The 21,927-nt window shown below is 72.7% G+C and carries 25 protein-coding genes; 14 read left to right on the top strand and 11 right to left on the bottom strand.

The genetic code is table 11. From position 1 onward, the window contains the following. Positions 1–669 precede the first annotated feature (669 nt). The gene (locus O7615_RS15245; protein WP_278178260.1) at positions 670–1,224 is read left to right on the top strand and encodes a hypothetical protein; all 555 of its coding nucleotides are present in this window, start codon (positions 670–672) and stop codon (positions 1,222–1,224) included. Between the two features lie 440 nt (positions 1,225–1,664). Here O7615_RS15245 and lexA read toward each other — a convergent pair whose 3' ends face one another. Then, complete coding sequence (gene lexA / locus O7615_RS15250) at positions 1,665–2,318, bottom strand: transcriptional repressor LexA (RefSeq protein WP_278178261.1); 654 nt, start codon at positions 2,316–2,318, stop codon at positions 1,665–1,667. Positions 2,319–2,699: 381 nt separating this feature from the next. On the opposite strand from lexA, the gene O7615_RS15255 reads away from it, so the two are divergent. Together O7615_RS15255 and O7615_RS15260 are read left to right on the top strand one after the other, a co-directional pair. Further along, positions 2,700–3,185, top strand: a complete 486-nt coding sequence (locus tag O7615_RS15255; RefSeq protein ID WP_278178263.1) for an anthrone oxygenase family protein — start codon at positions 2,700–2,702, stop codon at positions 3,183–3,185. 126 nt (positions 3,186–3,311) lie between these two features. Beyond that, positions 3,312–4,394 carry an NAD-dependent epimerase/dehydratase family protein gene (locus O7615_RS15260; RefSeq protein ID WP_278182107.1) on the top strand — a complete coding sequence of 361 codons (1,083 nt, stop codon included), beginning with the start codon at positions 3,312–3,314 and terminating at the stop codon, positions 4,392–4,394. Positions 4,395–4,502: 108 nt separating this feature from the next. On the opposite strand, the gene O7615_RS15265 is transcribed toward O7615_RS15260, so the two are convergent. From O7615_RS15265 to O7615_RS15285, 5 genes are all read right to left on the bottom strand, one after another. Then, a complete protein-coding gene (locus O7615_RS15265; RefSeq protein ID WP_278178264.1) occupies positions 4,503–5,717 on the bottom strand; it encodes a hypothetical protein in 1,215 nt (404 codons plus the stop codon). A gap of 49 nt (positions 5,718–5,766) precedes the next feature. Continuing rightward, complete coding sequence (locus O7615_RS15270) at positions 5,767–6,459, bottom strand: ABC transporter permease (RefSeq protein WP_278178266.1); 693 nt, start codon at positions 6,457–6,459, stop codon at positions 5,767–5,769. Beyond that, complete coding sequence (locus O7615_RS15275) at positions 6,456–7,274, bottom strand: ATP-binding cassette domain-containing protein (protein WP_278178268.1); 819 nt, start codon at positions 7,272–7,274, stop codon at positions 6,456–6,458. Before O7615_RS15275 ends, O7615_RS15270 begins: the two co-directional genes overlap by 4 nt. After that, on the bottom strand, positions 7,271–7,609 hold the full coding sequence (locus O7615_RS15280) for a PadR family transcriptional regulator (protein ID WP_278178270.1): 339 nt from the start codon (positions 7,607–7,609) through the stop codon (positions 7,271–7,273). Before O7615_RS15280 ends, O7615_RS15275 begins: the two co-directional genes overlap by 4 nt. A gap of 111 nt (positions 7,610–7,720) precedes the next feature. Beyond that, complete coding sequence (locus tag O7615_RS15285) at positions 7,721–8,440, bottom strand: protein phosphatase 2C domain-containing protein (protein ID WP_278178271.1); 720 nt, start codon at positions 8,438–8,440, stop codon at positions 7,721–7,723. 63 nt (positions 8,441–8,503) lie between these two features. On the opposite strand from O7615_RS15285, the gene O7615_RS15290 reads away from it, so the two are divergent. Next, positions 8,504–9,622 (top strand): LuxR C-terminal-related transcriptional regulator, encoded by a 1,119-nt coding sequence (locus tag O7615_RS15290; RefSeq protein ID WP_278178273.1) that lies wholly within the window; start codon positions 8,504–8,506, stop codon positions 9,620–9,622. Positions 9,623–9,721: 99 nt separating this feature from the next. Here the strand turns inward: O7615_RS15290 and O7615_RS15295 are convergent, their stop codons facing one another. The 4 genes from O7615_RS15295 to O7615_RS15310 form a co-directional block, all read right to left on the bottom strand. Next, positions 9,722–10,081, bottom strand: a complete 360-nt coding sequence (locus O7615_RS15295; protein ID WP_278182108.1) for a hypothetical protein — start codon at positions 10,079–10,081, stop codon at positions 9,722–9,724. A gap of 98 nt (positions 10,082–10,179) precedes the next feature. After that, positions 10,180–10,404: a hypothetical protein gene (locus O7615_RS15300; RefSeq protein WP_278178274.1), complete on the bottom strand. Its 225-nt coding sequence runs from the start codon at positions 10,402–10,404 to the stop codon at positions 10,180–10,182. An 81-nt stretch (positions 10,405–10,485) separates the two neighbouring features. Further along, on the bottom strand, positions 10,486–10,947 hold the full coding sequence (mscL, locus tag O7615_RS15305) for a large conductance mechanosensitive channel protein MscL (protein ID WP_278178275.1): 462 nt from the start codon (positions 10,945–10,947) through the stop codon (positions 10,486–10,488). A gap of 39 nt (positions 10,948–10,986) precedes the next feature. Further along, positions 10,987–11,670, bottom strand: coding sequence for an FCD domain-containing protein (locus O7615_RS15310; RefSeq protein WP_278178277.1), 684 nt, complete (start codon positions 11,668–11,670; stop codon positions 10,987–10,989). A gap of 50 nt (positions 11,671–11,720) precedes the next feature. Between O7615_RS15310 and O7615_RS15315 the strand changes: the two genes are divergently transcribed. After that, the gene (locus O7615_RS15315) at positions 11,721–12,998 is read left to right on the top strand and encodes an MFS transporter (protein ID WP_278178279.1); all 1,278 of its coding nucleotides are present in this window, start codon (positions 11,721–11,723) and stop codon (positions 12,996–12,998) included. Positions 12,999–13,008: 10 nt separating this feature from the next. Here O7615_RS15315 and O7615_RS15320 read toward each other — a convergent pair whose 3' ends face one another. Continuing rightward, on the bottom strand, positions 13,009–13,365 hold the full coding sequence (locus tag O7615_RS15320) for an STAS domain-containing protein (protein ID WP_278178281.1): 357 nt from the start codon (positions 13,363–13,365) through the stop codon (positions 13,009–13,011). A gap of 164 nt (positions 13,366–13,529) precedes the next feature. On the opposite strand from O7615_RS15320, the gene O7615_RS15325 reads away from it, so the two are divergent. The 9 genes from O7615_RS15325 to O7615_RS15365 all read left to right on the top strand — a co-directional run bounded on the left by O7615_RS15325 (position 13,530) and on the right by O7615_RS15365 (position 21,924). Next, entirely contained in the window at positions 13,530–14,390 is an 861-nt protein-coding gene (locus tag O7615_RS15325) for an STAS domain-containing protein (RefSeq protein ID WP_278178282.1), read from the top strand. Then, entirely contained in the window at positions 14,390–14,803 is a 414-nt protein-coding gene (locus O7615_RS15330) for an STAS domain-containing protein (protein ID WP_278178284.1), read from the top strand. The genes O7615_RS15325 and O7615_RS15330 overlap by 1 nt, the downstream gene beginning before the upstream one ends. Next, on the top strand, positions 14,800–15,219 hold the full coding sequence (locus O7615_RS15335; protein WP_278178286.1) for an ATP-binding protein: 420 nt from the start codon (positions 14,800–14,802) through the stop codon (positions 15,217–15,219). Before O7615_RS15330 ends, O7615_RS15335 begins: the two co-directional genes overlap by 4 nt. Next, positions 15,207–16,220: a SpoIIE family protein phosphatase gene (locus tag O7615_RS15340; protein ID WP_278178287.1), complete on the top strand. Its 1,014-nt coding sequence runs from the start codon at positions 15,207–15,209 to the stop codon at positions 16,218–16,220. Before O7615_RS15335 ends, O7615_RS15340 begins: the two co-directional genes overlap by 13 nt. 20 nt (positions 16,221–16,240) lie before the next feature. Then, entirely contained in the window at positions 16,241–17,569 is a 1,329-nt protein-coding gene (locus O7615_RS15345; RefSeq protein WP_278182109.1) for a sensor histidine kinase, read from the top strand. 1 nt (position 17,570) lies between these two features. Then, entirely contained in the window at positions 17,571–19,106 is a 1,536-nt protein-coding gene (locus O7615_RS15350) for a SpoIIE family protein phosphatase (RefSeq protein ID WP_278178288.1), read from the top strand. A 63-nt stretch (positions 19,107–19,169) separates the two neighbouring features. Continuing rightward, positions 19,170–19,706, top strand: coding sequence for a PadR family transcriptional regulator (locus O7615_RS15355; protein WP_278178289.1), 537 nt, complete (start codon positions 19,170–19,172; stop codon positions 19,704–19,706). Next, a complete protein-coding gene (locus O7615_RS15360) occupies positions 19,703–20,404 on the top strand; it encodes an ABC transporter ATP-binding protein (protein WP_278178290.1) in 702 nt (233 codons plus the stop codon). Before O7615_RS15355 ends, O7615_RS15360 begins: the two co-directional genes overlap by 4 nt. Then, positions 20,401–21,924, top strand: a complete 1,524-nt coding sequence (locus tag O7615_RS15365) for an FtsX-like permease family protein (protein ID WP_278178291.1) — start codon at positions 20,401–20,403, stop codon at positions 21,922–21,924. The genes O7615_RS15360 and O7615_RS15365 overlap by 4 nt, the downstream gene beginning before the upstream one ends. Positions 21,925–21,927 lie beyond the last annotated feature (3 nt).

Raw genomic sequence — 21,927 nt, forward strand, 5'->3', positions numbered from 1 at the left:
TTCATGGGCCGCAGACCGGCGGTGTCGCCAGCCCGGCAGGCGTCGACCAGCACGCCCATCAGGTTAGACAGGCAGGCCGGTTATCGCGGGGGCCGCCGCACGGGGTCCATCATGACGGAGGGGACGCCGGACCAGCCGTGATCAATAACGCGCAGTGGCCGTCGAGCGAGGTCAGGGCCAGCCGTGGGCCGCACCTGCTGAGCACTGGCGAGTTCCCTCACCGGTGGTCCGATCGAGCGGCTCATGGGCGTGTCGCGGGCGCCCGGCGAAGACCATGCCGCTTGCCGACCCTCAGCGCGTCCGGTGCCCTCTTGCCGGACGGCCTCGGCAGCCACCGACGGCGGACTTCCCTAGGCGCACGCCCTCGGTGTTCGCAGGCTCGCGGTACCGTCGACCGACGGTGCCGGCGATCAAAGATGGATCTGGGCGATCCGCGCCGAGGTTGGCTCGGTCGGCGTCGACGGCTACAGCGGCGCTGTTGGCATCGAGTCAGCCACTATCGGCGATCCGGCTGCGCCGACCGATCGGGCGACCCTGCCTCGCCCGCGAGCAGGTATCCCGCGCCGTGCGTGCCTACCGCGGCGTCAGCGGGATCCGTAGCGTGACTGTTTCTCACCGCAGGCCAAGGGGGGACCGGACGTGAGCGCAGACGCCCTTGGACCGCCGCCCATGAGGCAGGAGACCGCGCAGGCCAGATTCGCAGCATTCGTCCGCGCCGCAGTCGATGCCGCCGCCGCCGACCAGGGGAAAGCCATTCGGGACGTGGTCCGCGGCCACATCGGCGGCTCCACCGTTTTCCGGTGGCTCGGCGGCGGCTGGCAAAAGACTCCGGAGCTGGCCAAGGTTCGGGCCTTCTGCGAGGCGACGGGTGCCGACTACAACGATGCCCTCATGGCCTTGGCAGGACGCATTCCCATCCCAACGACCGCCGCGGTAGCGCCGGACGGGGGGCCAGTTCGGCCGCTCGTTCCGGCCACTCGGTGTGAGCCGACGCGGCGCTGTCCGCATTGCGCCGCCGGCCGCCCGCCCCCACCCGACGGCTACACCGTTCACGACATCGTGAAGATCGCGTCGCTGGAGGAACCTGCGCGGCGTGCGCTGCCGCCGGCATTCCACAGGCCGCACTGGGACGAGCTGCGCTGGCAGTGGAGATGCCTGGTTTGCCCGCGAGAGCCGTGGCCGTGCCTGGTGGCCCAAGCCCATGGTGACCTTGTCGGTGTCTGACTCACGGAGGTCACAGGTCCGCCAGGCCGCGGTCAGGTGGCGAAACTCGGTGGCGATGGGGCGGAACACCGCCTCGAACGGTCGGCTGTCATCCTGCTCGGCCCACCACGTCTGAGTCTGGGCGAGGTAGGCGTCCGCCAGCGCGTGGAGCTTGCCGGTTGCGGGGATCTCGATGTGGGGCTGTGAACCGGGCGGTGACCACATCGTCGCGTCGAGGCTACGCAACGGCTGCTCCTGCGCCCAGGGGAACGCGGGGCGACTGTCTCCCACCGGTAGGTGCTTGCGCCACCGAGGTCGGTCACATGGCCGCCCTGAACGACATCCGCAGCGGCGACCTCGACGCCGAGATCACGATGTGGCGTCCGGACCTAGCTGAGTATCAACCGCAGACTCGTGCCTCCGTCATCCGGTCGGCAGGAGAACAGCGGTGGTCGTCGGGATCACGGGCGGTGCAGGATGCAGACGACCTTGCCGAGGATCGTCGCGTGATCGCCGGGCAGTACTGGGTAGCGCGGGTTGCGGGGCACAAGGTCGATGCCGCCGTCGCGGGTTCGGTACTGCTTGACGGTGGCTTCCCCGTCGATCATGGCGGCGACGAGGTCGCCGTTGTCGGCGACCGCCTGTTGACGGACCACGATGAAGTCGCCGTCGGTGATGGCCGCTTCGATCATGGAGTCGCCTCGTACCCGCAGCGCGAACAGCGTGCCCCGGCCGACCAACTCGGCGGGCAGGGCAAGCATCTCCTCGACGTGCTCCTCGGCAAGGATGGGCGTGCCAGCGGCGATGGCTCCCAACAGAGGCACCCGCGTCCCGCGCTGGGCTTCTGACTTCACCGACGGGTCATCGTCGTCGACCAGAGGGCGGGCGTCGACCGCGCGCGGCCCGCCAGGAGCCCGCCGGATCAGGCCGTGATGCGCGAGGGCCTTCAGGTGATGTGCCACCGACGAGGGGGACCCCAGTCCGACGGCCGCGCCGATCTCCCGCACCGTCGGCGGGTAGCCATGCCGCTGCACCCAGGCACGGATCACGGCGAGGATCTGCCGCTGCCGGTCAGTCAACGACACCGGACCGGGCGGCACATCAGGAGCGGTCATCCCAGGACGATACCGCAAACTTAGAACGAATGTGCTAACTCGGTGCGTGTGCGCGGTTCTGCATGGGTCTTCGAGACGTGGCCGGCCCTTGAAACTGACGAGCACCCACCGAGCACCCCAGATCCATAGTGGATAGCTGGCGTCAGTGTTTTGGCTGCTCAACGGCCATCGCGGTTGACAGCGATGGTGAGCTCCTGTGAATTAAAAGTCCACAGCTCTGCCATTGAGCTAGCGGCCCGCGCGCTCAGGTTACCGGACACCGGCGGCAGGCCCACCGTCGATGCCTGCGCAACCGGCGGCACCCGGGCGGCGTACGGGGTCGAGGGGGTGGACGTCGGCTGGCAGGATCGGCTGAGCCGACACCACCCTGGAGGTCCCCGCATGTCGGAGCCGATCCGCGTCGCCGTCCTGGCCGGGGCGACCCTGGCCACCGGGCTGGTGGCGGGGCTGTTCTTCGCGTACGCCTGCTCGGTGATGCCGGGTCTGGCCGCGACGGACGGTCGGACCCTGCTCGGTGCCATGCGGTCGATCAACCGGAAGATCATCAACGGTTGGTTCCTGTCGGTGTTTCTCGGCGGGCCGCTGCTCGTGGTGGTGGCCGTCGTTGGGCAGTTTGGCACCCGCGGCGCGGTGTTCGGCTGGCTTGTCGCCGCGCTGGTCTGCCATCTGGTCACGCTCGGCGTGACGGGGCGGTGCAATGTGCCGCTCAACAATCGGTTGGACGCCGCCGGGCCGGTCGACGGGATCACCGACCCGGCGGCGGTACGGCAGTGGTTCGAGGCACCCTGGGTGCGCTGGAACCTGGTCCGGACGGTCAGTTCGGTCGCCGCCTTCGCCTGCCTGATCGGCGCCCTGCTCGCCCAGTAGCACCAGTAGAGCCCGGTAACGCCGGTAGCACCAGCGGAGGCCGGTAACGCGGGTAGCGCCAGTAGCGCCCGGTAGCGCCGGGTAGACAGCATGCGTGATGGGCGGCTGAACGGGTACGGATCGGGCATGCGGATCGTGGTGGTGGGGGCGAGCGGGAACGTCGGCACCGCGCTGCTGCGCCGGTTGCGGCGGGAGCGGGACGTGCAGATCGTCGGGGTGGCCCGGCGGCTGCCCCCTGAGGGTGCCGGTGAGCCGTACGACGGGGTGCGGTGGCACTCGTGCGACATCGGTCTGCCCGGCGCGGTGGACGAGCTTGTCCAGATCTTCGCCGGTGCCGCCGCTGTGGTGCACCTGGCCTGGCAGATCCAGCCCAGCCACGACCAGCATGTGCTGCGCCGCACCAACGTGGGCGGCAGCCAGGCGGTGGTCGACGCGGTGCTGCGCGCCGGGGTGTCGGCCCTGGTGTACGCCTCGTCGGTCGGCACGTACGCGCCCGGTCCGAAGGATCTGCCGATCAGCGAGCGGTGGCCGGCGACCGGGGTGGCCGAGTCGTCGTACAGCCGGCACAAGGCGGAGGTGGAGGAGATGCTCGACGGGGCCGAGCGGAGCCACCCCGCGCTGCGGCTGGTGCGGATGCGCCCAGGGTTGATCTTCCAGCGGGAGGCCGGCACCGAGATCAGCCGGTACTTCCTCGGGCCGCTGGTGCCGGTGCGGCTGCTGCGTTTCGGCCGGCTGCCGTTGGTGCCGACCAACCGGCGGCTGCGGATGCAGGCGGTGCACGCCGACGACGTGGCCGACGCGTACGCGCGGGCGATCCTGAGCGACGCCCGCGGCGCCTTCAACCTCGCCGCGGACCCGGTGCTGACCCCGGAGCTGGTGGCCCGGCACTTCCACGGCTGGACGGTGCCGGTGCCCGCCCCGATGCTGCGTGCCGCCGCCGCGCTGACCTGGCGGGCCCGGCTGCAACCGGTCGACGCCGGCTGGGTCGCGCTGGCGCTGAACGCGCCGCTGATGTCCAGCGCGCGGGCCGAGACGGAGTTGGGCTGGCAGCCGCGCGTCGACTCGGTCGCCGCGCTGGAGGAACTCTTCGCCGGCATGGCGCAGCGCGCACACACCGACAGCCCGCCGATGTCCGCCGCGCCCGACCTGCCCGGCCGCCTCGCCGCCCTGCTCCGGGCCCGCCCCGCCGGCCACGGCAACCCCTACTGACCGGTCCACGCCGGGGCAGCACCGGGCCACGCCAGGGCCACACCGGGGCTGCGCCCGGAGGCTGCACCGGGGCCGCGCCCAGAGGCTGCACCGGGGCTGGACCGAGGGTCAGCGGATGGTGGAGGAAGCGAAGGTCGGTTTGCCGGAGCCCAGGTAGAAGATGCCGGGGAAGGTCTGGAAACCGTGGCTGGGGTTGCGGCGCAGCGTCGAGTTCTCGATCCGCAGGGTGCCGGTGCGGTCGTTGCTGACGAAGAAGATCGCGCCGCCGCCCTCCTTGGCGTCGTTGCCCTCGATGACCGTGCCGGCGATGCGTACCGAGAACGTGTTGCCGTCGCAGTAGATCGCGCCGCCGCTGCCGCCGCCGGGTGTGCCGGAGCGGGCCGGGTTGGCGCCGTTGCCGACCGCCACGTTGTCCCGCAGCACGCTGTTGAGCACCACCCAGGAGACGCCGATGCTGCTCAGCGCGCCGCCGTTGGCGCAGGAGCCACCGGTGAACGTGCTGTTGACGACGTACACCGGCTGGTCGTCGTGCTGGTCGAGCACCCGGATGGCGGCGCCGCCCAGGTCCGGGCCGGTACGGTCGCAGCGGTTGTCGACGAAGCGCGAGTTGACCACCTTGAACCGGCCACCCCGGACGAAGATCGCCCCACCGCCGCCGCCGTCGATGCGCTGGCCGGTGGCGTCGCCGCCGGTGAAGGTGAGGTTCTGCACGGTCAGCTGCGGGTGGTCCTGGTCGTTGCAGTGCGAGGTGGTCCAGCCCTGCAGCGGGTCGCAGGTGTTCATGTAGAGGATGCGCCGCTTGCCCTGCCCGCTGAGGGTCACCTTGCCGCCGCCGTCGAGCACCACCTTCGGTCCGTTGGCGTTGCGTACCTTGGCGGTCGCGGTCATCCGGATCGTCACCGGGTCGGGGCCGCAGTCGAAGGTGATGATCCCCCCGGCCGCGACCGCCCGGACCACGGCGGCGGAGGTGCAACTGGCGGCGGTGCCGTTGCCGACGGTACGGGTCGGCTTCGACGTGTCGACCGCCCGCGCCGCCGCCGGCACGGCCACCCGCCCGGCCGGGTTGCCGGTGTCGCGTCCGGCCGGTGGCGTGGTGCGTGGGGTCGGGCTGGCGCTGGTCCCGGGGCTGCCCAGGCCGGTCCGGGCCGGCGGATTGGCCCGCGCGCCCGCTTCCTGCCCCATCGTTGGCGAGGCGGTGTCGACGTCGCTCACCGGCGGCTGGGCGCCGCGCGGATCGGCGCGCGGCACGGACGGGCCGCAGGCGGTCAGGGCGACGGTGGCGACGCCGAGCGCGGCCACGGCGGCGAGGGATCTCAGGCGCACCCCGTGATGCTAGGGCCGGTGGACCGCCAGAGCGAGTCCGGCGGTGGGTCTAGGCGAGCGGTACGTGGTGCAGGTGCCGTCGGCGGCGCAGCCGGACGCCGAAGACACCCGCCACCGTCACGATCAGCAGCGCGGTGACCACCAGCCCGTGCAGGACACCCCGGGTCAGGTAGCCGTCGTCGGTGTGGTCCACCGCCCAGGTGCCGATCTCCCGGCTCGACCAGAACGGGGTCAGCTTCGCCCCCGCGTCGGCCGGGTCGAGCAGCATCTGCGTCGCCACCACGGTGAGCAGCAGCAGCGTGCCCTCCAGCTCGCGGGGGAGCAGGGCGCCGATCAGCATGCCGAACGGCGCGGCCACGGCCACGCAGCAGAGCATCGCCACGGCGATCCCGCCGTACCGCAGGTTGGTCGCGTCGAAGACGGTGAGCAGGAAGAACGGCACGGAGATCGCCAGCCCGAGCACCCACAGGCCGAGCATCCGCCCGACGTAGAGGTGGTGCGGCCGGTAGCCGGCGAGCCGGAGCCGGGGTTCCAGTTCGCGGGCGGCGCTGGTGGCGAAGAGCGCGGCCGTGCTGACCGCCCAGCTGATGCCGAGCAGCAGCGCGCGCACCGACTGCCCGACGTAGGCATCCCGCCGGATCAGCCAGAAGGTCAACGGCATCAACAGCAGGAGCAGGAGTACGCCCCGGCGGCGCGCCAGCTCCCGCAGCGTCATCTCGGCCACGGTGACCAACCGGTTCACGATCGGCCTCCCTGCCGGGCGGTGGTCAGGTCGAGCACCACGTCGACCCGGTCGAGTTGGTTGAGCAGATGGGTCACCACCACGATGGCCCGTCCCTCGTCGCGCAGCCGGATCAGCTGGTCCCAGAGGTTGACGTAGCTGCCCTGGTCGAAGCCCTGGTAGGGCTCGTCGAGCAGCAGCACGTCCGGCGCCGCCAGGGTGGACATGGTGAGGTTCAGCTTCTGCCGCGTACCGCCGGAGAGGTGCCGGGCGAGCACATCGCCCTCGGCGTCCCAGCCGAGGTGCCGGGCCGCCGCCCGGCCGGCCCGCCGGGCCGGCCCCCGTGGTAGGCCCTGACCGGCCCCCACCAGGACGAAGTGTTCGTCGGGCAGCAGGAAGTCGGCCGTGCCGCCCTGCTGCGGGCAGTAGCCGAGCCGGCCGGAGACGGTCACCTCGCCGGCGTCGGGAGAGATCAGGCCGGCGCAGATCCGCAGGAAGGTGCTCTTGCCGCAGCCGTTCGCGCCGACCACGGCGGCGATCTGCCCGGCCCGTACGGTGAGCGTGGCGTCGCGTAGCACCGTACGGCGCCCGTACCGCTTGGTGATGCCTTCGGCGTGCAGCCGGACCGGGCCGGGAGGCGGGCCGGGCGCGGTGCCGATGCTCTCCACGATCGCGGCGGCGTACGCCTGCGGCGGCCCGAAGACCAGCCACGGATCGCCGCCCCCCTCGCGCAGGTGCGTGGCGGTTTCGGCGACCACGTGCCGGGCGGTGTCGACCGCCACCCGGCGTTGGTGCAGCTCGGCCGCGAACGCCCGCAGCCACTCGTCGGCGTTCACCCGTCGACCCCCTTCGTGACGATGCCGGTCACCGGAGCCACGAACGCGAGCCAGGCGTTGCCGCCGTGCCGCAGCGCCGCCCGCCCGTCGTCGGTGAGCTGGTAGTACTTGCGGGCCGGACCGGAACCGCCCGCCCGCCACTGCGCGGTGACCAGCCCGGTGCGTTGCAGCCGCAGCAGCACCGGGTAGAGCGTGCCGCCCTGGATCGGCCCGACGCCCGCGGCGTCGAGGGACTGGGCGAGCTGGTAGCCGTAGGACTCGCCGTCGCGCAGCAGGGCGAGCACGCAGAGGTCGAGCACCCCACGCAGCCACTGCCCCCGACGGTCGGAATCCACCCGCCGAACCCTAGTGGGGCTATCTAGATGGCACAACTACCTAGCGAGGCATGGTGCGATCCGTCGCCGACCGGCGACTGCGCGTGACCTCACGTGCCGGCGCGTGCCGGCTCAGCCGGCGACTACGTCGGAGATCACGACGGTCACGTTGTCCGGCGCGCCGGCCTGGTGGGCGAGCTTCACCAGCTGCTCGCCGCACTGCTGGCGGTCGGCGTGCAGCCCCAGCGTGGTCGCGATCGCGTCGTCGGCCACGTAGTCGGAGAGCCCGTCGCTGCACAGCAGCAGCCGGTCACCGGCGGCGACGGTCACCATGCCCATCGTCGGCGGCGCGTCCGCGCCCTGAACCGCGCGGGTCACCAGTGAGCGCTGCGGGTGGTGCCGGGCCTGCTCCGGGGAGAGGGCGCCCTGGTCGACCAGCGCCTGCACGAAGGTGTCGTCCCGGGTCAGCTGGCGCAGCCGACCCTCCTGGAGCAGGTAGCAGCGGGAGTCGCCGACCTGGGCCAGCACCAGCGTGTCCCCGGCGAGCAGGGCCGCGGTCAGCGTCGTACCCATGCCGTCGCGGGCGGGGTCGGCGGCGATCGCGGCGTGGATGCGCTGGTTGGCCGTGCTCACCACGGTACGCAGGGCGTCGGCGGCGGCGTCCGGTGCGGTCGGCGGGACCAACTCGTCGAGGATCCGGATGACGATCTCGCTGGCCACCTCACCGGCGGGCAGCCCACCCATGCCGTCGGCCACCGCGACGAGGCGCTCGCCCGCGAGGGCGGAGTCCTCGTTGTTGGTCCGGACCAGACCGATGTCGTTGAGGATGGCCGAGCGGAGGATCAGCGTCATGGGGTCAAGCTTGCCAAGAAGACCCTTCCCGCGTCTCTACGCACTACTGCGTAGGGTTGAGGAATGTTGCCGGTGTCCATGGTCGGACGCGCCGGTGAGCTGGCTGAGCTGCACCGGGCCTGGTCCACCGTGGCCGCCGGCCGCCGCCGCTCGCCGGCCGTCGCGGTGGTCACCGGCGGCGCGGGCGTGGGCAAGAGCCTGCTGGTCGCCGCCGCGCTGGACGGCTTCGCCCCACGAGCCGAGGTGGTGCTCAGCGGAGCCGCCCGGCTGCACAGCCCCGCGCCGTACGACTGGTTGGCCGCCGTGCTGAGCGGCCGCGACACCGCCCGGCTCGACCTCCCGGCCGACGCGCTGGCCTGGCTCGCCCAGCAGCCCACCGCGCCACGCGAGCGCTACGCCCCCGGCACCCTGCTCCGCCTCGCCGTGCGTACCGTCCGGATGCTGGTCGGCGCCGGCCCGGCGGTGCTCGTGGTGGAGGACCTGCACGCCCTCGACCCGGCCAGCCTCAACCTGGTCGGCGAGTTGGCCACCGCCGCCGGGCTGCCGGCCCTGCTGGTGGTGGCGACCAGGCCCGCCGCGCACGCGGTCGCGCCGGAACTCGCGGGCCGCACCCTGGCGCGCCTCTGCGGGGTACGCGGCGCGGTGCGCCAGCATCTCGGGCCGCTGCGCCCCGCCGAGGTCGCCGAGGTGCTGACCCAGGTGTACGCGGGCCGCGCTCTCGCCGCCCGGCTGGTGCACGAGGTCTGGCGGCGCACCGGCGGCAACCCGTACGCGCTCACCGAACTGCTCGCCGCGCACGCCGGGCACGACCCGGAGGCGCTGCTCGCTCCGCCCTTCCCGGCCGGGTCGCCGCCCCCGACCGTGCCCCCGTCCTCGCCCGCACCGGTGTCCCTGCCCTCGGCGGGCGGTCGGCCGCGCGGCGGCCCGCCGTTGCTCACCGTACCGGCCGCCCGGACCGCGCCGGCCGGGTTGACCGGTCGGGAGGTCGAGGTGCTGGAGTGCCTGGTCGCGGGGATGTCCAACAAGCAGGTGGCCCGCGCCCTCGGCATCTCGGTGCGGACGGTCACCGTGCACGTGTCCAACCTGCTGCGCAAGACCGGCTCCGCCTCACGTACCGAGGCAGCACTCTGGGCGATCAAACACCGCTCCACCGTCCCGGCCCCAGCCGACCCGACCGGTTGATCATGAAGTTGCTGTCGCGACACGCCGGGCGGGGTGACAACAACTTCATGATCAACGGGGAGGTGGGGGTGGAGAGGGGAGTGGGGTGGGGGTGGGGGGTCAGGCTTCGGGGGGGAGGGTGGTGGTGAGGGTGTTCAGGTGGACTGTGGCGTCGGAGACGGTGGCTATCTGGTCGGCCAGGACGTAGACGGCGCCGGTGGGGACGAGGTCGGTGGAGACCTTCAGGTAGCCGGTGCGCAGCAGCCGGGCGGCCAGGTCCGCCGGCACGTCCGGCTCCTCCACGGTCGCGGATTCGATCAGCTCGTCCAGGCTGCTGCCGGGATCGGTGGTCGGTGCCTGCACGGTCACCGCGTTGGGGTCGCCGCGCTGGACGAGATCCACCGTGCCCACCTCGATGCCGGCCGAATCGACCACCCGCATGCCGGTGGTGACCCGCGAGACGGTCGCCTGCTGATCGATGCCCTGCTGCTCCATGCCTGCGCGGTTCCCGCCCTCCGCTCTCCCTAAACCCCGCCAGATCTTGGTGCCAAACGGCCCCCGGGAGGGTCAGGATCTTCTCACCGGCGGGGGGAGAGCTCGCGCCAGGTGTCGGGGCCGTGGAGCAGTGCGCGTACCGTCTCTTCGGCCTCGTCGACGGTGTCGTACTCGAAGAACCGGGAGATCCCCTCGGCGCCGCCGGCCCGCTGCTCGACGAACCACCGGTCGGCGTCCGCCCGGAGGAAGACATCCCGCCGGGCCAGCCGCCCCCATTTCCCGTTCCACCAGTGCTTTCGCTGCTCCATGGCGGGACTCTATCGAACATCCGTTCGACCCAATGCGGCCCCTGCGGGAATCCCGCAGGGGCCGATGTGCGGTGGGTGGATTCAGCGCGCGGTGGGCGGTTCCTCCCGGCGACCGAGCACGTCGTCCAGCGCGGCGCGCTGCTGGCCGGGGGTGGTCCGGCCGGTGGCGACGAGCGCGTCCCGGATCTCGGTGAGCAGCTTGACCTCCTCGCTCGGCGCGGCCGGCGGCGGCTCCTCGCCGCGCTTGCGCCGCTCGGCCAGCTTGTTCATCGGGAACACCACCAGGAAGTAGAGCACCGCGGCGGTGAGGATGAAGGTGACCAGGGCGTTGAGGAACTGACCCCACTCGATGGCGTTGTCGGTCCCCAGCTCGACGCGGGCGCCCGGCCCGGCCTCGGTCGCACCGACCAGTTTGATGAGCGGTTCCAGGAAGGACGTGGTGAACGACGTCACCAGCGCCGTGAACGCGGCGCCGATGACGATGCCGACCGCGAGGTCGACCACGTTGCCGCGCATGATGAAGTCCTTGAAGCCCTTGAGCATCCGTACTCCCGAGGTGTCCGGTTTTCCGTCGGGGACAACCTATGCCCCGGGCGAGGGCTCCAGAAAAGCGCCGGCCTCCCGGGCGGCGAGCTCCGGGTCACCGGCCCGGATCGCGGCCACCAGCCGGCCGTGGTCGACGTGGCGTTCCGGCACCAGCTCGTCACCCATGGCCTGGGCGACGGTGCTGCGCAGCGCGGTGCCGACGGAGGCGTACAGCTCGGCGAGCATGGCGTTGTGCGCCGCCGCGACCACCGCGGTGTGCAGTGCGGCGTCGGCCTCCACGAACTCGGCGACCCGGCCGCCGCGCCAGGCCGCCTCGCGGGCGGCGAGCGCCACGTCGAGGGCGGTCAGGTCCTCGGGGGTACGCCGCCGTGCGGCGAGCCGTGCGGCCTCCACCTCGAAGGCGCGGCGTACCTCGATCACCTCGGTCATCCGGTCGTCGGTGAGCCGGCGGGCCACCACCGGGGCGAGTTCGTCGGTGGAGAGCACGTAGGTGCCCGATCCCTGCCGGCATTCCAGCACTCCGGCGTGGGCCAGGGCCCGGACCGCCTCGCGCACCGTGTTGCGCCCCACGCCGAGCGCCTCGACCAGCTGGGGCTCGGTCGGGATCCGGCCGCCCACCGGCCACTCGCCGTCCATGATCCGCTGACGGAGCTGGGCGATGGTCTCCCGGACCCGCCGGCCTCGGGGCGGGACGGGGGCGGCGTCGACCCGCGGTGGCACTGGTTACATCCCCTCGCCGGAATTCATCCCATGATTGTAGGTTGGCGGTCATGACGCCGCCACCCGCCGGCACCCCCGCGCCCGCCGCCGGCGAGGCGGCACTCGCGGCACTCGCCGATCCGCCCGACGCCACCGGCTCACCGCGTGCCCGTGGCGGGCTGCTGGTGCTGGCCGGGATGCTGCTGGTGGCGCTCAACCTGCGGGCCGCGGTCACCAGTCTCGGCGCACTGCTCGACGAGGTACGCCTCGGGCTGGCCCTGTCCGGCGCGATGGCCGGCTTCGTCACCACCCTGCCCACCATCGCGTTCGCCGGCCTGGGGGCGGCCACCCCGTGGCTGGTTCGCCGGCTCTCCCCGGCCCGGCTGCTGGTGCTGGCGATGCTGGCCCTCGCCGCCGGGCAGGTGCTGCGGGTGGTCACCGGCTCCGCCGTGGTCTTCCTGCTCACCAGCGCGCTCGCGCTGGCCGGGATCGCGGTGGCGAACATCCTCCTGCCGATGCTGGTCAAGCAGCACTTCCCGCACCGCACCGGGCTGGTCACCGGGGCGTACACGATGGCGCTGACCGTGGGCACGACGGTGGCCGCCGCCGCGGCGGTGCCGGTCGCGCACGCCTTCGGTTCCTGGCGGGCCGGGCTGGGTGTCTGGGCCGGGCTGGCGGCGGTGGCCGTACTCCCGTGGCTGCCGGCGGCGCTGCGCAACCGCACCGCCGCGCGGCGGGCGACCGGGGGCGCGCCGGCGTCCCGGACCCGCATCCGGCCGGGACGCACCCGGCTCGGCTGGGCGATGGCCGTCTACTTCGGGGCGCAGTCGCTGAGCGGGTACGCGATCATGGGTTGGCTGGCCCAGCTGTTCCGGGACGCCGGTTTCCGCCCGCAGGACGCCGGGCTGCTGCTCGCCGGCGTGACCGCGCTCGGGGTGCCGATCGCGCTGCTGATGCCGACGCTGGCCGGCCGGCTGGGTAGCCTGCGTCCGTTGATCTTCGGGCTCACCACCGCCTCCAGCCTGGCGTACCTGGGCCTGGCGTTCGCGCCGCGCGGCGCGGCGGTGCTGTGGGTGGTGCTGCTGGCGTTCGGGCAGGGCGCGTTCCCGCTGATCCTGACCACCATCGGCCTGCGGGCCCGCACCGCCGACGGGACGGTCGCGCTGTCGGCCTTCGCGCAGAGCACGGGATACGTCATCGCGGCGCTGGGACCGCTGCTCGTCGGGATCCTCTACGAGACGACCGGGGGATGGGTGGCGCCGATCGGCTTCCTGCTGGCCGCGCTCGCGGTGCAGACCGGCGCGGGAGTGCTGATCGCCCGTCCCCGCTACATCGAGGACGAGCGCTGAGTCGGTGGTGTCAGGAGGAGGCGGGCGTGGGGTCGCCGGCGACCGCCTGGTCCACGGTGGGATAGGTGTGCAGCACCTCGACCAGGCCGCTCACCTCCAGGATGCGCAGCACGCCCCGCTGCGGCGCGGCCAGCCGGACGACGCCGCCGGCCTCGTCGCAGCTGTTCTTCGCGCGGACGAACACCGACAGGCCGGTGGAGTCGCAGAACGACACGTCCGACAGGTCGAACACGAGGCGGCTGCGCCCCTTGTCGAGCAGGTCGGTGATCTGGTCCTGCAACTGCGGCGCGGTGGCCATGTCCAACTCGCCTGCGACCGACACGACGACCACGTCACCGCGCTGCTCCGTGTGCACCGTCAAGGACATTCGCCAGACCTCCTGTTTATCGGTGGAACGGTATCCCACCCGGGCCGTAGTACGCAGAACGGGAGCAGGATCAGGTGTCGCCGATCATTCCCTTGCTGTGCGGCAATTAGTTTGTGAGTCCCCGGTGATAGAGTCCGCCCGGTCCAGGTCTAGGGGGTATTGCCATGGCGCTCAGCGCTGACGAGAGCGGTCGACTGGGCGACCTGCTGACCAGCCGTGCCGAGCAGATCACCCAGCGGTGGATCGAGGTCGTCGCCGGGCAACTGCGCGGCCGGCTCAGCCAGGCCGAGCTGGTCCGGCAGGTGCAGGAACTGCACCGCGCCCTGACCGGCGCGCTCGGCAAGGGTGCGGTCGACCTGACCAGCGAGGAGGCCACCGAGCTGCGGGCCGTGCTCACCGAGCTGTCCCGCGGGCAGGCCCGGGAGGGCTTCTCCGCCACCGAGACCGCCACCGGCGTGTTCGCGCTCAAGGACGCGCTGCTCGCCGCGATGGAGGTCGAGCAGAACGCCGCGTCGCTGCGCGACTACGTGGCCTTCTCCGCGCTGGTCGACCAGATGGGTCTGTTCACCTTCGAGAGCTACGTCCGCACCCGGGAGAGCCTGATCGCGGACCAGGCGGAACAGTTGCTGGAACTCTCCACCCCGGTGGTCAAGCTCTGGGAGGGTGTGGTGGCGGTGCCGCTGGTCGGCACGCTCGACTCGGCCCGCGCCCAGGTGGTGATGGAACGACTGTTGCAGACCCTGGTCGACACCGGCTCGCCGTACGCGATCATCGACATCACCGGCGTGCCGGCGGTGGACACCCAGGTCGCCCAGCACATCCTGAAGACCGTGGTGGCCGCCCGGCTGATGGGCGCCGACTGCATCATCTCCGGCATCCGCCCGCAGATCGCCCAGACCATCGTCGCGCTCGGCATCGAGTTCGGCGACATCGCCACCAAGGCCAGTCTCGCCGACGCGCTGCGGCACGTGTTGCGGCTCACCGGCGTCGAGACCACCCGCCGCCAGCCGCGCCGGGAGGCGTGATGGAGCGGGTGCCGATCCTCAAGATCGGCGACATCCTGCTGGTCTCCATCCAGGTCGACATGTCCGACCAGACGGCGGTCGCGCTCCAGGAGGACCTGGCCGAGCGGATCGTCGCCACCGGCTGCCACGGCGTGATCATCGACATCACGGCGCTGGACATCGTCGACTCCTTCGTCGGGCGGATGCTCTCCACCATCGCCTCGATCTCCCGGGTGCTCGACGCGGAGACGGTCGTCGTGGGCATGCGTCCGGCGGTCGCCATCACCCTGGTCGAGTTGGGGCTGTCGCTCAACGGCATCCGCACCGCGCTGAACGTCGAGCGGGGGATGGAGCTCGTCGCGGTCGACCGGGCGTACGACGACCACCACGAACTCCCCGACGAGCCGCACCCAGAGTCGACGGCGTCGCCGTGACCAGCGGGGTCGACCTCGACCGGCCGCAGGAGCAGACGGTCGGCAGCGACGAGGACGTGGTCCGCGTCCGCCAGCTGGTGCGTACGGTGGCGGTGGCGGTCCGGCTCTCCCTGGTCGACCAGACCAAGGTGGTCACCGCGGCCAGCGAGCTTGCCCGCAACACCCTCGTCTACGGCGGTGGCGGCACCGTCGAGGTGGCCGCCGTCGACAACGGCCGCAGGTCCGGCATCAGGATCGTCTTCGCCGACGCCGGTCCCGGCATCGCCGACCTGGACCTCGCGCTGACCGATGGCTACACCACCGGCGGTGGCCTCGGCCTCGGCCTCAGTGGTGCCCGGCGGCTGGTCGACGAGTTCGACGTACAGACCGCACCCGGCCAGGGCACCCGGATCACGATCACCAAGTGGTCCCGGTGACCGGCGAGCAGGTCTCCGCCCGGGGCAGTTGGTTCCGGGCGGAGGACGGCAGCGCCGTGCGGCGGGCCGCCGAGCGGCTGGGCGACCAGTTGGGCATGCCCACCGCCCGGATCGCCGACCTGGCCATCGTCGCCGCCGAGCTGACCAGCAACCTGATCAAGCACGCCGACGACGGGGTGCTGCTGCTGCGGCCGGTACGCCGCGAGCTGGACGCCGGCGTGGAGATGGTCGCGATCGACACCGGGCCGGGCATGGTCGACCTCACCCACTCCGCCCGCGACGGGCACTCCACCGCCGGCACTCTCGGCATCGGACTGGGGGCGATCGTCCGCCAGGCGAGCTGGTTCGACGCGTACTCGCGACCGGGGCGGGGCACCGTGATCGCCGTACGGGTCTTCGCCGACGCGGAGACCGACCCTCCCTGGGTCGGTGGGCTCACCCGGCCACTGAGCGGGGAGACGGTCAGCGGGGACGGTCACGCCGCCCGGATCGTCGGCGAGCGTCGCCAGGTGCTGGTCACCGACGGCCTGGGGCACGGACCACTGGCCGCCGCGGCCACCGACGCCGCGCTCACCGCGTTCCGGGACGCCCCGGCGGCGCCGCCGGCCGAGGTGGTCGGGCATCTGCACCGGGCGATGTCGCACACCCGTGGCGCGGCCCTCGCCGTGGCCGAGCCGGACCCGGCCGCCGGGGTGCTGCGCTACGCCGGGCTGGGCAACATCGCCGGTGCCGTGGCCACCGTCGACGGCCGTCGACGCGGCCTGGTCTCGCTGCCCGGCATCGCCGGCCACCAGCGACCGGTGATCCGACAGTACGACTACCCCTTCGACGCCGGCAGCCTGCTGGTCATGCACACCGACGGCGTGGCCGACCGGTGGCAGCTGTCCGACTACCCCGGTCTGAGCGGGCGATCGCCGCTGGTGATGGCCGCCACCCTGCTGCGCGACGCGGGGATCCGGCGCGACGACGCCGGGGTGCTGGTGGCGAGGTCCTGGTCGTGACCACCACGCCGCTGTTGCAGATGGCGCTGCGGGTGGAGCAGGACATCTTCGTGGTCCGTCAGCGTGGCCGGGAGGTCGCCGCCGCGGTCGGCCTGGAGCGTCAGGACCAGGTCCGGATCGCCACCGCGTTGAGTGAGGTGGCCCGGGACCTGCTGCGGGCCGTCGGCGGGGCGGACGTGGTCTTCGCCGTCGTCGCCGGCCCGGTGGATGGGCGCCGCCACCTGCTCGTCGACCTCGCACCGGCGGCACCGCTGCCCGGCGGGCGGTACGAGCCGGAGTCCGGTGCGGTGGCACGCCTGGTGGACACGTTGGGCGTGCTGACGGTGCAGGGCGATACGGTCGTGAGGATGTCACGGCGTGTCCCGGCCACCGCCCGGGCGCTCACCCCCGAGCGTCTGGTCGAGCTGCGCGCCCAGCTCGGCGAGAGCGCGCTGGGCACCGTCGAGGAGGAACTCGCCACCCAGAACTCGCAGTTGATCAACGCCCTCGACGAGGTACGCAGCCAGCGTGACGAACTGGCCCGGCTCAACGAGGAGCTGGAGCAGACCAACCGTGGGGTGATGGCGCTCTACCAGCAGCTCACCGACGAGCTGGAGGCGACCAACCGGGGCGTGGTGGCCCTCTACGCGGAGCTGGACGAGAAGTCGGCGCAGCTGCGTGCGGCGAGCGAGTCGAAGACCCGCTTCCTGGCCAACGTCAGCCACGAGTTGCGGGCGCCGGTGACCGCGGTCATCGGGCTGGCCCGGCTGCTGGCCGACTCCGCGTCGGATCCGCTCACCGCCGAGCAGGAACGCCAGGTCGGTCTGATCCGTTCCTCGGCGTCGGATCTGCTCACGCTCGTCAACGAGCTGCTCGACCTGGCCAAGGCGGAGTCGGGCCGGATCGAGCCGGAGTGGGCCGAGGTGGACCTGCGGGCGGTCTTCGGCCAGCTGCGCGGCACGCTGCGGGCGCTGCCCGCCGCCGGTGAGGTCGGGCTGGTGGTGGAGGAGCCGGCCACGCCCGCCACGGTGCGTTCCGACGAGGTGCTGCTCGCCCAGGTGCTGCGCAACCTGCTGCACAACGGCCTGAAGTTCACCAGCCGGGGCGAGGTCCGGCTGCGGGCCGAGCGGCACGGTGACCGTTGGCGGCTCGCCGTCTCTGACACCGGGCCGGGCATCCCGCCCGAGCTGCACGACCGGGTCTTCGAGGAGTTCTACCAGGCGCCCGGCCCGGCCCGGGTGGGCGGCACCGGCCTCGGCCTGCCGTACGCCCGGCGGCTGGTGACCCTGCTCGGCGGCACCCTCGAACTGGCCAGCGAGCCGGGCCGGGGCAGCACCTTCACGGTCTGGCTGCCGGCGGACGGGACGTGACGTGGACGACGTGGCGACAGTGCTGGTGGTCGACGACAGCCGGACCAAGCGCTACCTCCTGGTGAACTGGCTTACCCGTGCCGGGTTCACCGTGCTGGAGGCGGAGACGGGTGGCGAGGCGCTGGGCCGGGTCGGGGTCGACCCCATCGACCTGGTGGTGCTCGACGTCCGGCTGCCGGATCTGAGCGGCTTCGAGGTGTGCGAGCGGATCAAGTCCGCGCACCCCGCCCTACCGGTGATCCACGTGTCCGCGCACGCCATCGACGTGACGGACCGTACGCAGGGGTTGACCCGTGGGGCGGACGCGTACCTGGCCGAGCCGATCGAGCCGGAGGAGCTGGTCGCCACCGCCCACGCGGTGCTCCGGTACTACCAGGCCCGGCAGCGGGCCGAACTGCTCGCCGAGCGGCTCACCGGGCTGGCGGACACCACCGTCGCGGTGCACGCCGCGCCGGACTTCCCCCGGTTGCTGGCGGCGGCGGCGACCGGCGCGGCGGAGATCTTCAAGAGTCCCGTCGCGGTGATCGCCGAGACCTTCGACGGCGACTGCCTGGCCGGGGTCTGCGCCGGGCCGGGCGTCGAGACACGGGTGGTGACGTGGATCGTCGACGACAGCGGGGTGCCGACCGGGTCGACCGTGTGGGTGCAGGACCCGGCCGCCTGGGCGCTGCTCGACTGGCCGGGCGGTGACACGGTGACGGTCGCCGCCGCCCGACTGCGCGAGGACCGCGCCCCGCTCTACGTCGTGGTGCCCACCGCGACGCAGACCGCCCGGACACCGGTGCTGGTGCAGCTCGCCCAGGCGGTGGCCGCCGCCGTGGAGGCGCAACGCTCCTTCGACGAGGAACACCGGATCGCGGTGACCCTCCAGCGCAGCCTGCTGCCGCGCCGCATCCCGGAGATCGCCGGTCTCGACCTGGCCGTGCGCTACGAGCCGGCCAGCGCCCGCACCGAAGTGGGTGGCGACTTCTACGAGCTGGTGATGCTCGACGGTCACCTGCTGCTCGCCATCGGCGACGTGGCCGGGCACTCCCTGCACGCCGCCACGGTGATGGCCGAGCTGCGGCACGCGCTGCGGGCGTACGCGGTCGAGGGGCACCAACCGGGCGAGATCCTGCACCGGGTCAACGAGCTGATGCTCACGTTGCTCCCCAACGAGCTGGCGACGATCTGCGTGCTGCTGCTGGAGCCGACCACCGGGCGGGTCCGGCTGGCCAGCGCCGGCCACCTGCCCTCCCTGATCAGCCAGGACGGCACGGTGTCGTACGTGCAGCACGTCGCGCCGCTGCTCGGGGTGCGCGCACCCCGCCCCGCCGACCTGGAGTTCGTGCTGCCGGCCGGGGCGACGATGGTCTTCTACACCGATGGGCTGATCGAACGGCGGGACGTCACCATCGACGTGGGCCTGGCGGCCCTGGCCGCCTGTGCCGCCCGGGTCGACGACGATCTCGACCGGTTCTGCGAGCGGCTGCTCGTCGAGGTGGCCCCCGACGAGATCCAGGACGACGTCGCGGTCGTCGCCCTCCGCCGCCGCTGATCATCCGGCGTGACATGTGGGTGACGCTTGACAGCAACTATTCGCTGAGTGAATAGTGACGCCATGTCCACCTCGCATGTGCTGCTCGGGCTGCTCGCCACCGGCACCATGCACGGATACGAGCTGAAGCGGGCCCACGACGAGCGGCTTCCGCAGGCCCGCCCGCTGGCGTTCGGGCAGGTCTACGCCACGTTGGGCCGGCTCCTGCGGGACGGCCTGGTGGCGTCGGCCGGGCAGGAACGGTCCGCCGGCCCGGACCGCACGGCGTACGTGCTGACCGAGCAGGGGCGGGCCGCGCTGGATCAGTGGCTGGGCACCGTCGAGCCGCCGATGCCGTACGTCAACAGTCCGCTGTTCACGAAGGTGGTGGTGGCGCTGCTGGTGACGAACGTGGACAAGGCCCGCGACTACCTGATCGCCCAGCGCCACGCGCACACCGACCGGCTGCGTGAGCTGACCGCACTGAAGGCGGCCCCGTCGGCCACCGTCGACGACGTCGTCGCGGCCGACTACGCCATCGCCCACCTCGACGCCGACCTGCGGTGGTTGCAGACCACGCTGGGCCGGGTCGCCGACTGGCACCGGGAGGTGCACTCGTGACGCAACTTCAGGCTCGAGGTCTGGTGAAGTCGTACGGACCCACACCCGCGCTGCGCGGGATCACCCTCGACATCAACGAGGGTGAGATCGTCGCGGTGACCGGGCCGAGCGGCTGCGGCAAGTCCACCCTGCTGCACTGCCTCGCCGGCATCCTGCGGCCGGACGCCGGCGAGGTGAGCTGGCGCGGGCACCGGATCGACACCTGGTCCGAGGCCACGCGATCCCGGCTGCGGTGCACCGAGTTCGGGGTGCTGTTCCAGTTCGGCCAGCTCGTCGCCGAACTGACCGCGGCGGAGAACGTCGCGCTTCCGCTGTTGCTCGCCGGCACGGGGCGGCGAGCGGCGCGGACGGCGGCGCTGGGCTGGCTGGAGCGGCTGGGCGTGGCGGAGTGCGCCGACGTGCGGCCCGGTGAGATGTCCGGCGGCCAGCAGCAGCGCTGCGCCACCGCCCGCGCGCTGGTCACCGAGCCGCGGGTGCTCTTCGCCGACGAGCCGACCGGCGCGCTCGACACGCTCACCGGCGAGCAGGTGCTCACCCAGCTGACCCGGCTCGCCCGGGAACAGGGCACCACGATCGTGCTGGTCACCCACGAGCCCCGGATCGCCGCGTACGCCGACCGCGAGATCGTCCTGCGGGACGGCGTGATCGACCACACCGGTCTTGGCCTCGACGCGCCGCTGGCCGGCGGTTCCCGGTGAGTCCCGGCACGCTGACCCGGCTGGCCCTGGCCGGCAACCGCACCGACGCGGCCCGGGTGGCTCTGACCGCGTTGAGCGCAGCGCTGGCCACCCTGGCCGGGCTCGCGGCGCTGACCGTCCTGGCCATCCAGAAGCCACCCGGCGACGCCTGGCAGCAGTCCGAGCAGTACGTCAACGCGCTGCTGCGGGAGCCGGGGCTGCGCGGCGGCACCGCGTTCGCGCTGCTGATGCTGGCCATCCCGGTGCTGGCCCTGGCCGGTCAGAGCGCCCGGCTGGGCGCGCCGTCGCGGGACCGCCGGCTCGCCGCGGTGCGGCTGGCCGGCGCGACCCCCGGTCAGGTGACCCGGATCGTGATGCTGGAGACCGGCCTGGCCAGCCTGGTCGGCACCCTCGTCGGCCTGGCCGCCTACCTCGTCGGGCGGGAGCTGCTGCACCGCCCGGACGCCAACGGTCAACTGGCCCTGCCGACCGACGTGCTGCCGTGGGTACCGGGCATGGCGGCGGTGGTGTTGGGATTGCCGCTGGTCGCCGCGGCGGCGACCGCTGTGATGCTGCGCCGGGTCACCGCCACGCCGCTCGGGGTGTTCCGCCGGGCCGGCCGCAGCGGATCCCCCCGCCCGTGGCCGGCGCTGCTGATCGGGTTCGGCATCCTGGCGGCGGCGATGGTCGAGCCGATCCAGCAGGCCTTCCAGGGCACGCGCCTCGACTGGGTGGCCATGGTCGCCCTGATCGGCCTCTTCGCCGCCGTGATGGGGGTGATCCTCGGCGCCGGCTGGCTCTCGTACCTGGCCGGGCGGGTGCTGCACCGCTTCGCCCGCCGTCCGGCCGTCCTGCTCGCCGCCCGCCGGCTGGCCGACGACCCGTGGGCCAGCAGCCGGACCTTCGCCGCTCTGCTCGCCGTGGTGATCGTCGGCGCCGGTGCGGCGGCGTTCCGGGCGTCGGCCGTGCTCAACGGGCGGCTCCAGTGGGAGCAGGACCGGCAGACCGGCTACGCCGACGAAGCCGGCAGCTACAGCTCCTTCTATCTCACCACCCTCGACCTGATCGACCTGGCGGTCGCCGTGGCGGTCGCCATCGCCACCGCGGGCCTGCTGGTGACGCTGGTCGAGGGGATCGTCTCCCGCCGCCGGGCGTACGCCGCACTCGTGGCGACCGGCGTGCCGCGCAGCACCATCGGCACCTCGATCCTCTGGCAGGTGCTGACCCCCGTGGTGCCCGCCGTGCTGGTCGCGCTCGGCGTCGGGTACGCCATCGGCCGGCTCTTCACCGGCGACTCGGTCAGCGGCGGCTACACCCAGGAGGTGTGCCGGGCGACGGTGGAGTTGTGCCAGAATCCCGCCACCCGCGCCGAGCACGTCGAGCTGATCGAGGTCGACCGGGTGGTCCACACGCCGGACGTACCGCTGGAACAGTTGGCGCTGCTGGGTGCCGGCGCGGTGGCCGCGGTGCTGCTCACGGTCGGGTTGGGGGTGCTCTTCCTGCGGTCGAACACGGCGCTGGAGGAACTGCGCGCCAGCTGAGCC

The organism is Micromonospora sp. WMMD1082 (genome assembly GCF_029626175.1).
Classification (GTDB): domain Bacteria; phylum Actinomycetota; class Actinomycetes; order Mycobacteriales; family Micromonosporaceae; genus Micromonospora.

What these genes read in the sequence shown, in the direction of transcription:
- O7615_RS15245 (WP_278178260.1), top strand. Translation starts at nt 670, where the DNA reads ATGAGGCAGGAGACCGCGCAGGCCAGATTCGCAGCATTCGTCCGCGCC.
- lexA (WP_278178261.1), bottom strand. Translation starts at nt 2,318, where the DNA reads ATGACCGCTCCTGATGTGCCGCCCGGTCCGGTGTCGTTGACTGACCGG.
- O7615_RS15255 (WP_278178263.1), top strand. Translation starts at nt 2,700, where the DNA reads ATGTCGGAGCCGATCCGCGTCGCCGTCCTGGCCGGGGCGACCCTGGCC.
- O7615_RS15260 (WP_278182107.1), top strand. Translation starts at nt 3,312, where the DNA reads ATGCGGATCGTGGTGGTGGGGGCGAGCGGGAACGTCGGCACCGCGCTG.
- O7615_RS15285 (WP_278178271.1), bottom strand. Translation starts at nt 8,440, where the DNA reads ATGACGCTGATCCTCCGCTCGGCCATCCTCAACGACATCGGTCTGGTC.
- O7615_RS15290 (WP_278178273.1), top strand. Translation starts at nt 8,504, where the DNA reads ATGTTGCCGGTGTCCATGGTCGGACGCGCCGGTGAGCTGGCTGAGCTG.
- O7615_RS15300 (WP_278178274.1), bottom strand. Translation starts at nt 10,404, where the DNA reads ATGGAGCAGCGAAAGCACTGGTGGAACGGGAAATGGGGGCGGCTGGCC.
- mscL (WP_278178275.1), bottom strand. Translation starts at nt 10,947, where the DNA reads ATGCTCAAGGGCTTCAAGGACTTCATCATGCGCGGCAACGTGGTCGAC.
- O7615_RS15315 (WP_278178279.1), top strand. Translation starts at nt 11,721, where the DNA reads ATGACGCCGCCACCCGCCGGCACCCCCGCGCCCGCCGCCGGCGAGGCG.
- O7615_RS15320 (WP_278178281.1), bottom strand. Translation starts at nt 13,365, where the DNA reads ATGTCCTTGACGGTGCACACGGAGCAGCGCGGTGACGTGGTCGTCGTG.
- O7615_RS15325 (WP_278178282.1), top strand. Translation starts at nt 13,530, where the DNA reads ATGGCGCTCAGCGCTGACGAGAGCGGTCGACTGGGCGACCTGCTGACC.
- O7615_RS15330 (WP_278178284.1), top strand. Translation starts at nt 14,390, where the DNA reads ATGGAGCGGGTGCCGATCCTCAAGATCGGCGACATCCTGCTGGTCTCC.
- O7615_RS15345 (WP_278182109.1), top strand. Translation starts at nt 16,241, where the DNA reads ATGGCGCTGCGGGTGGAGCAGGACATCTTCGTGGTCCGTCAGCGTGGC.
- O7615_RS15355 (WP_278178289.1), top strand. Translation starts at nt 19,170, where the DNA reads ATGTCCACCTCGCATGTGCTGCTCGGGCTGCTCGCCACCGGCACCATG.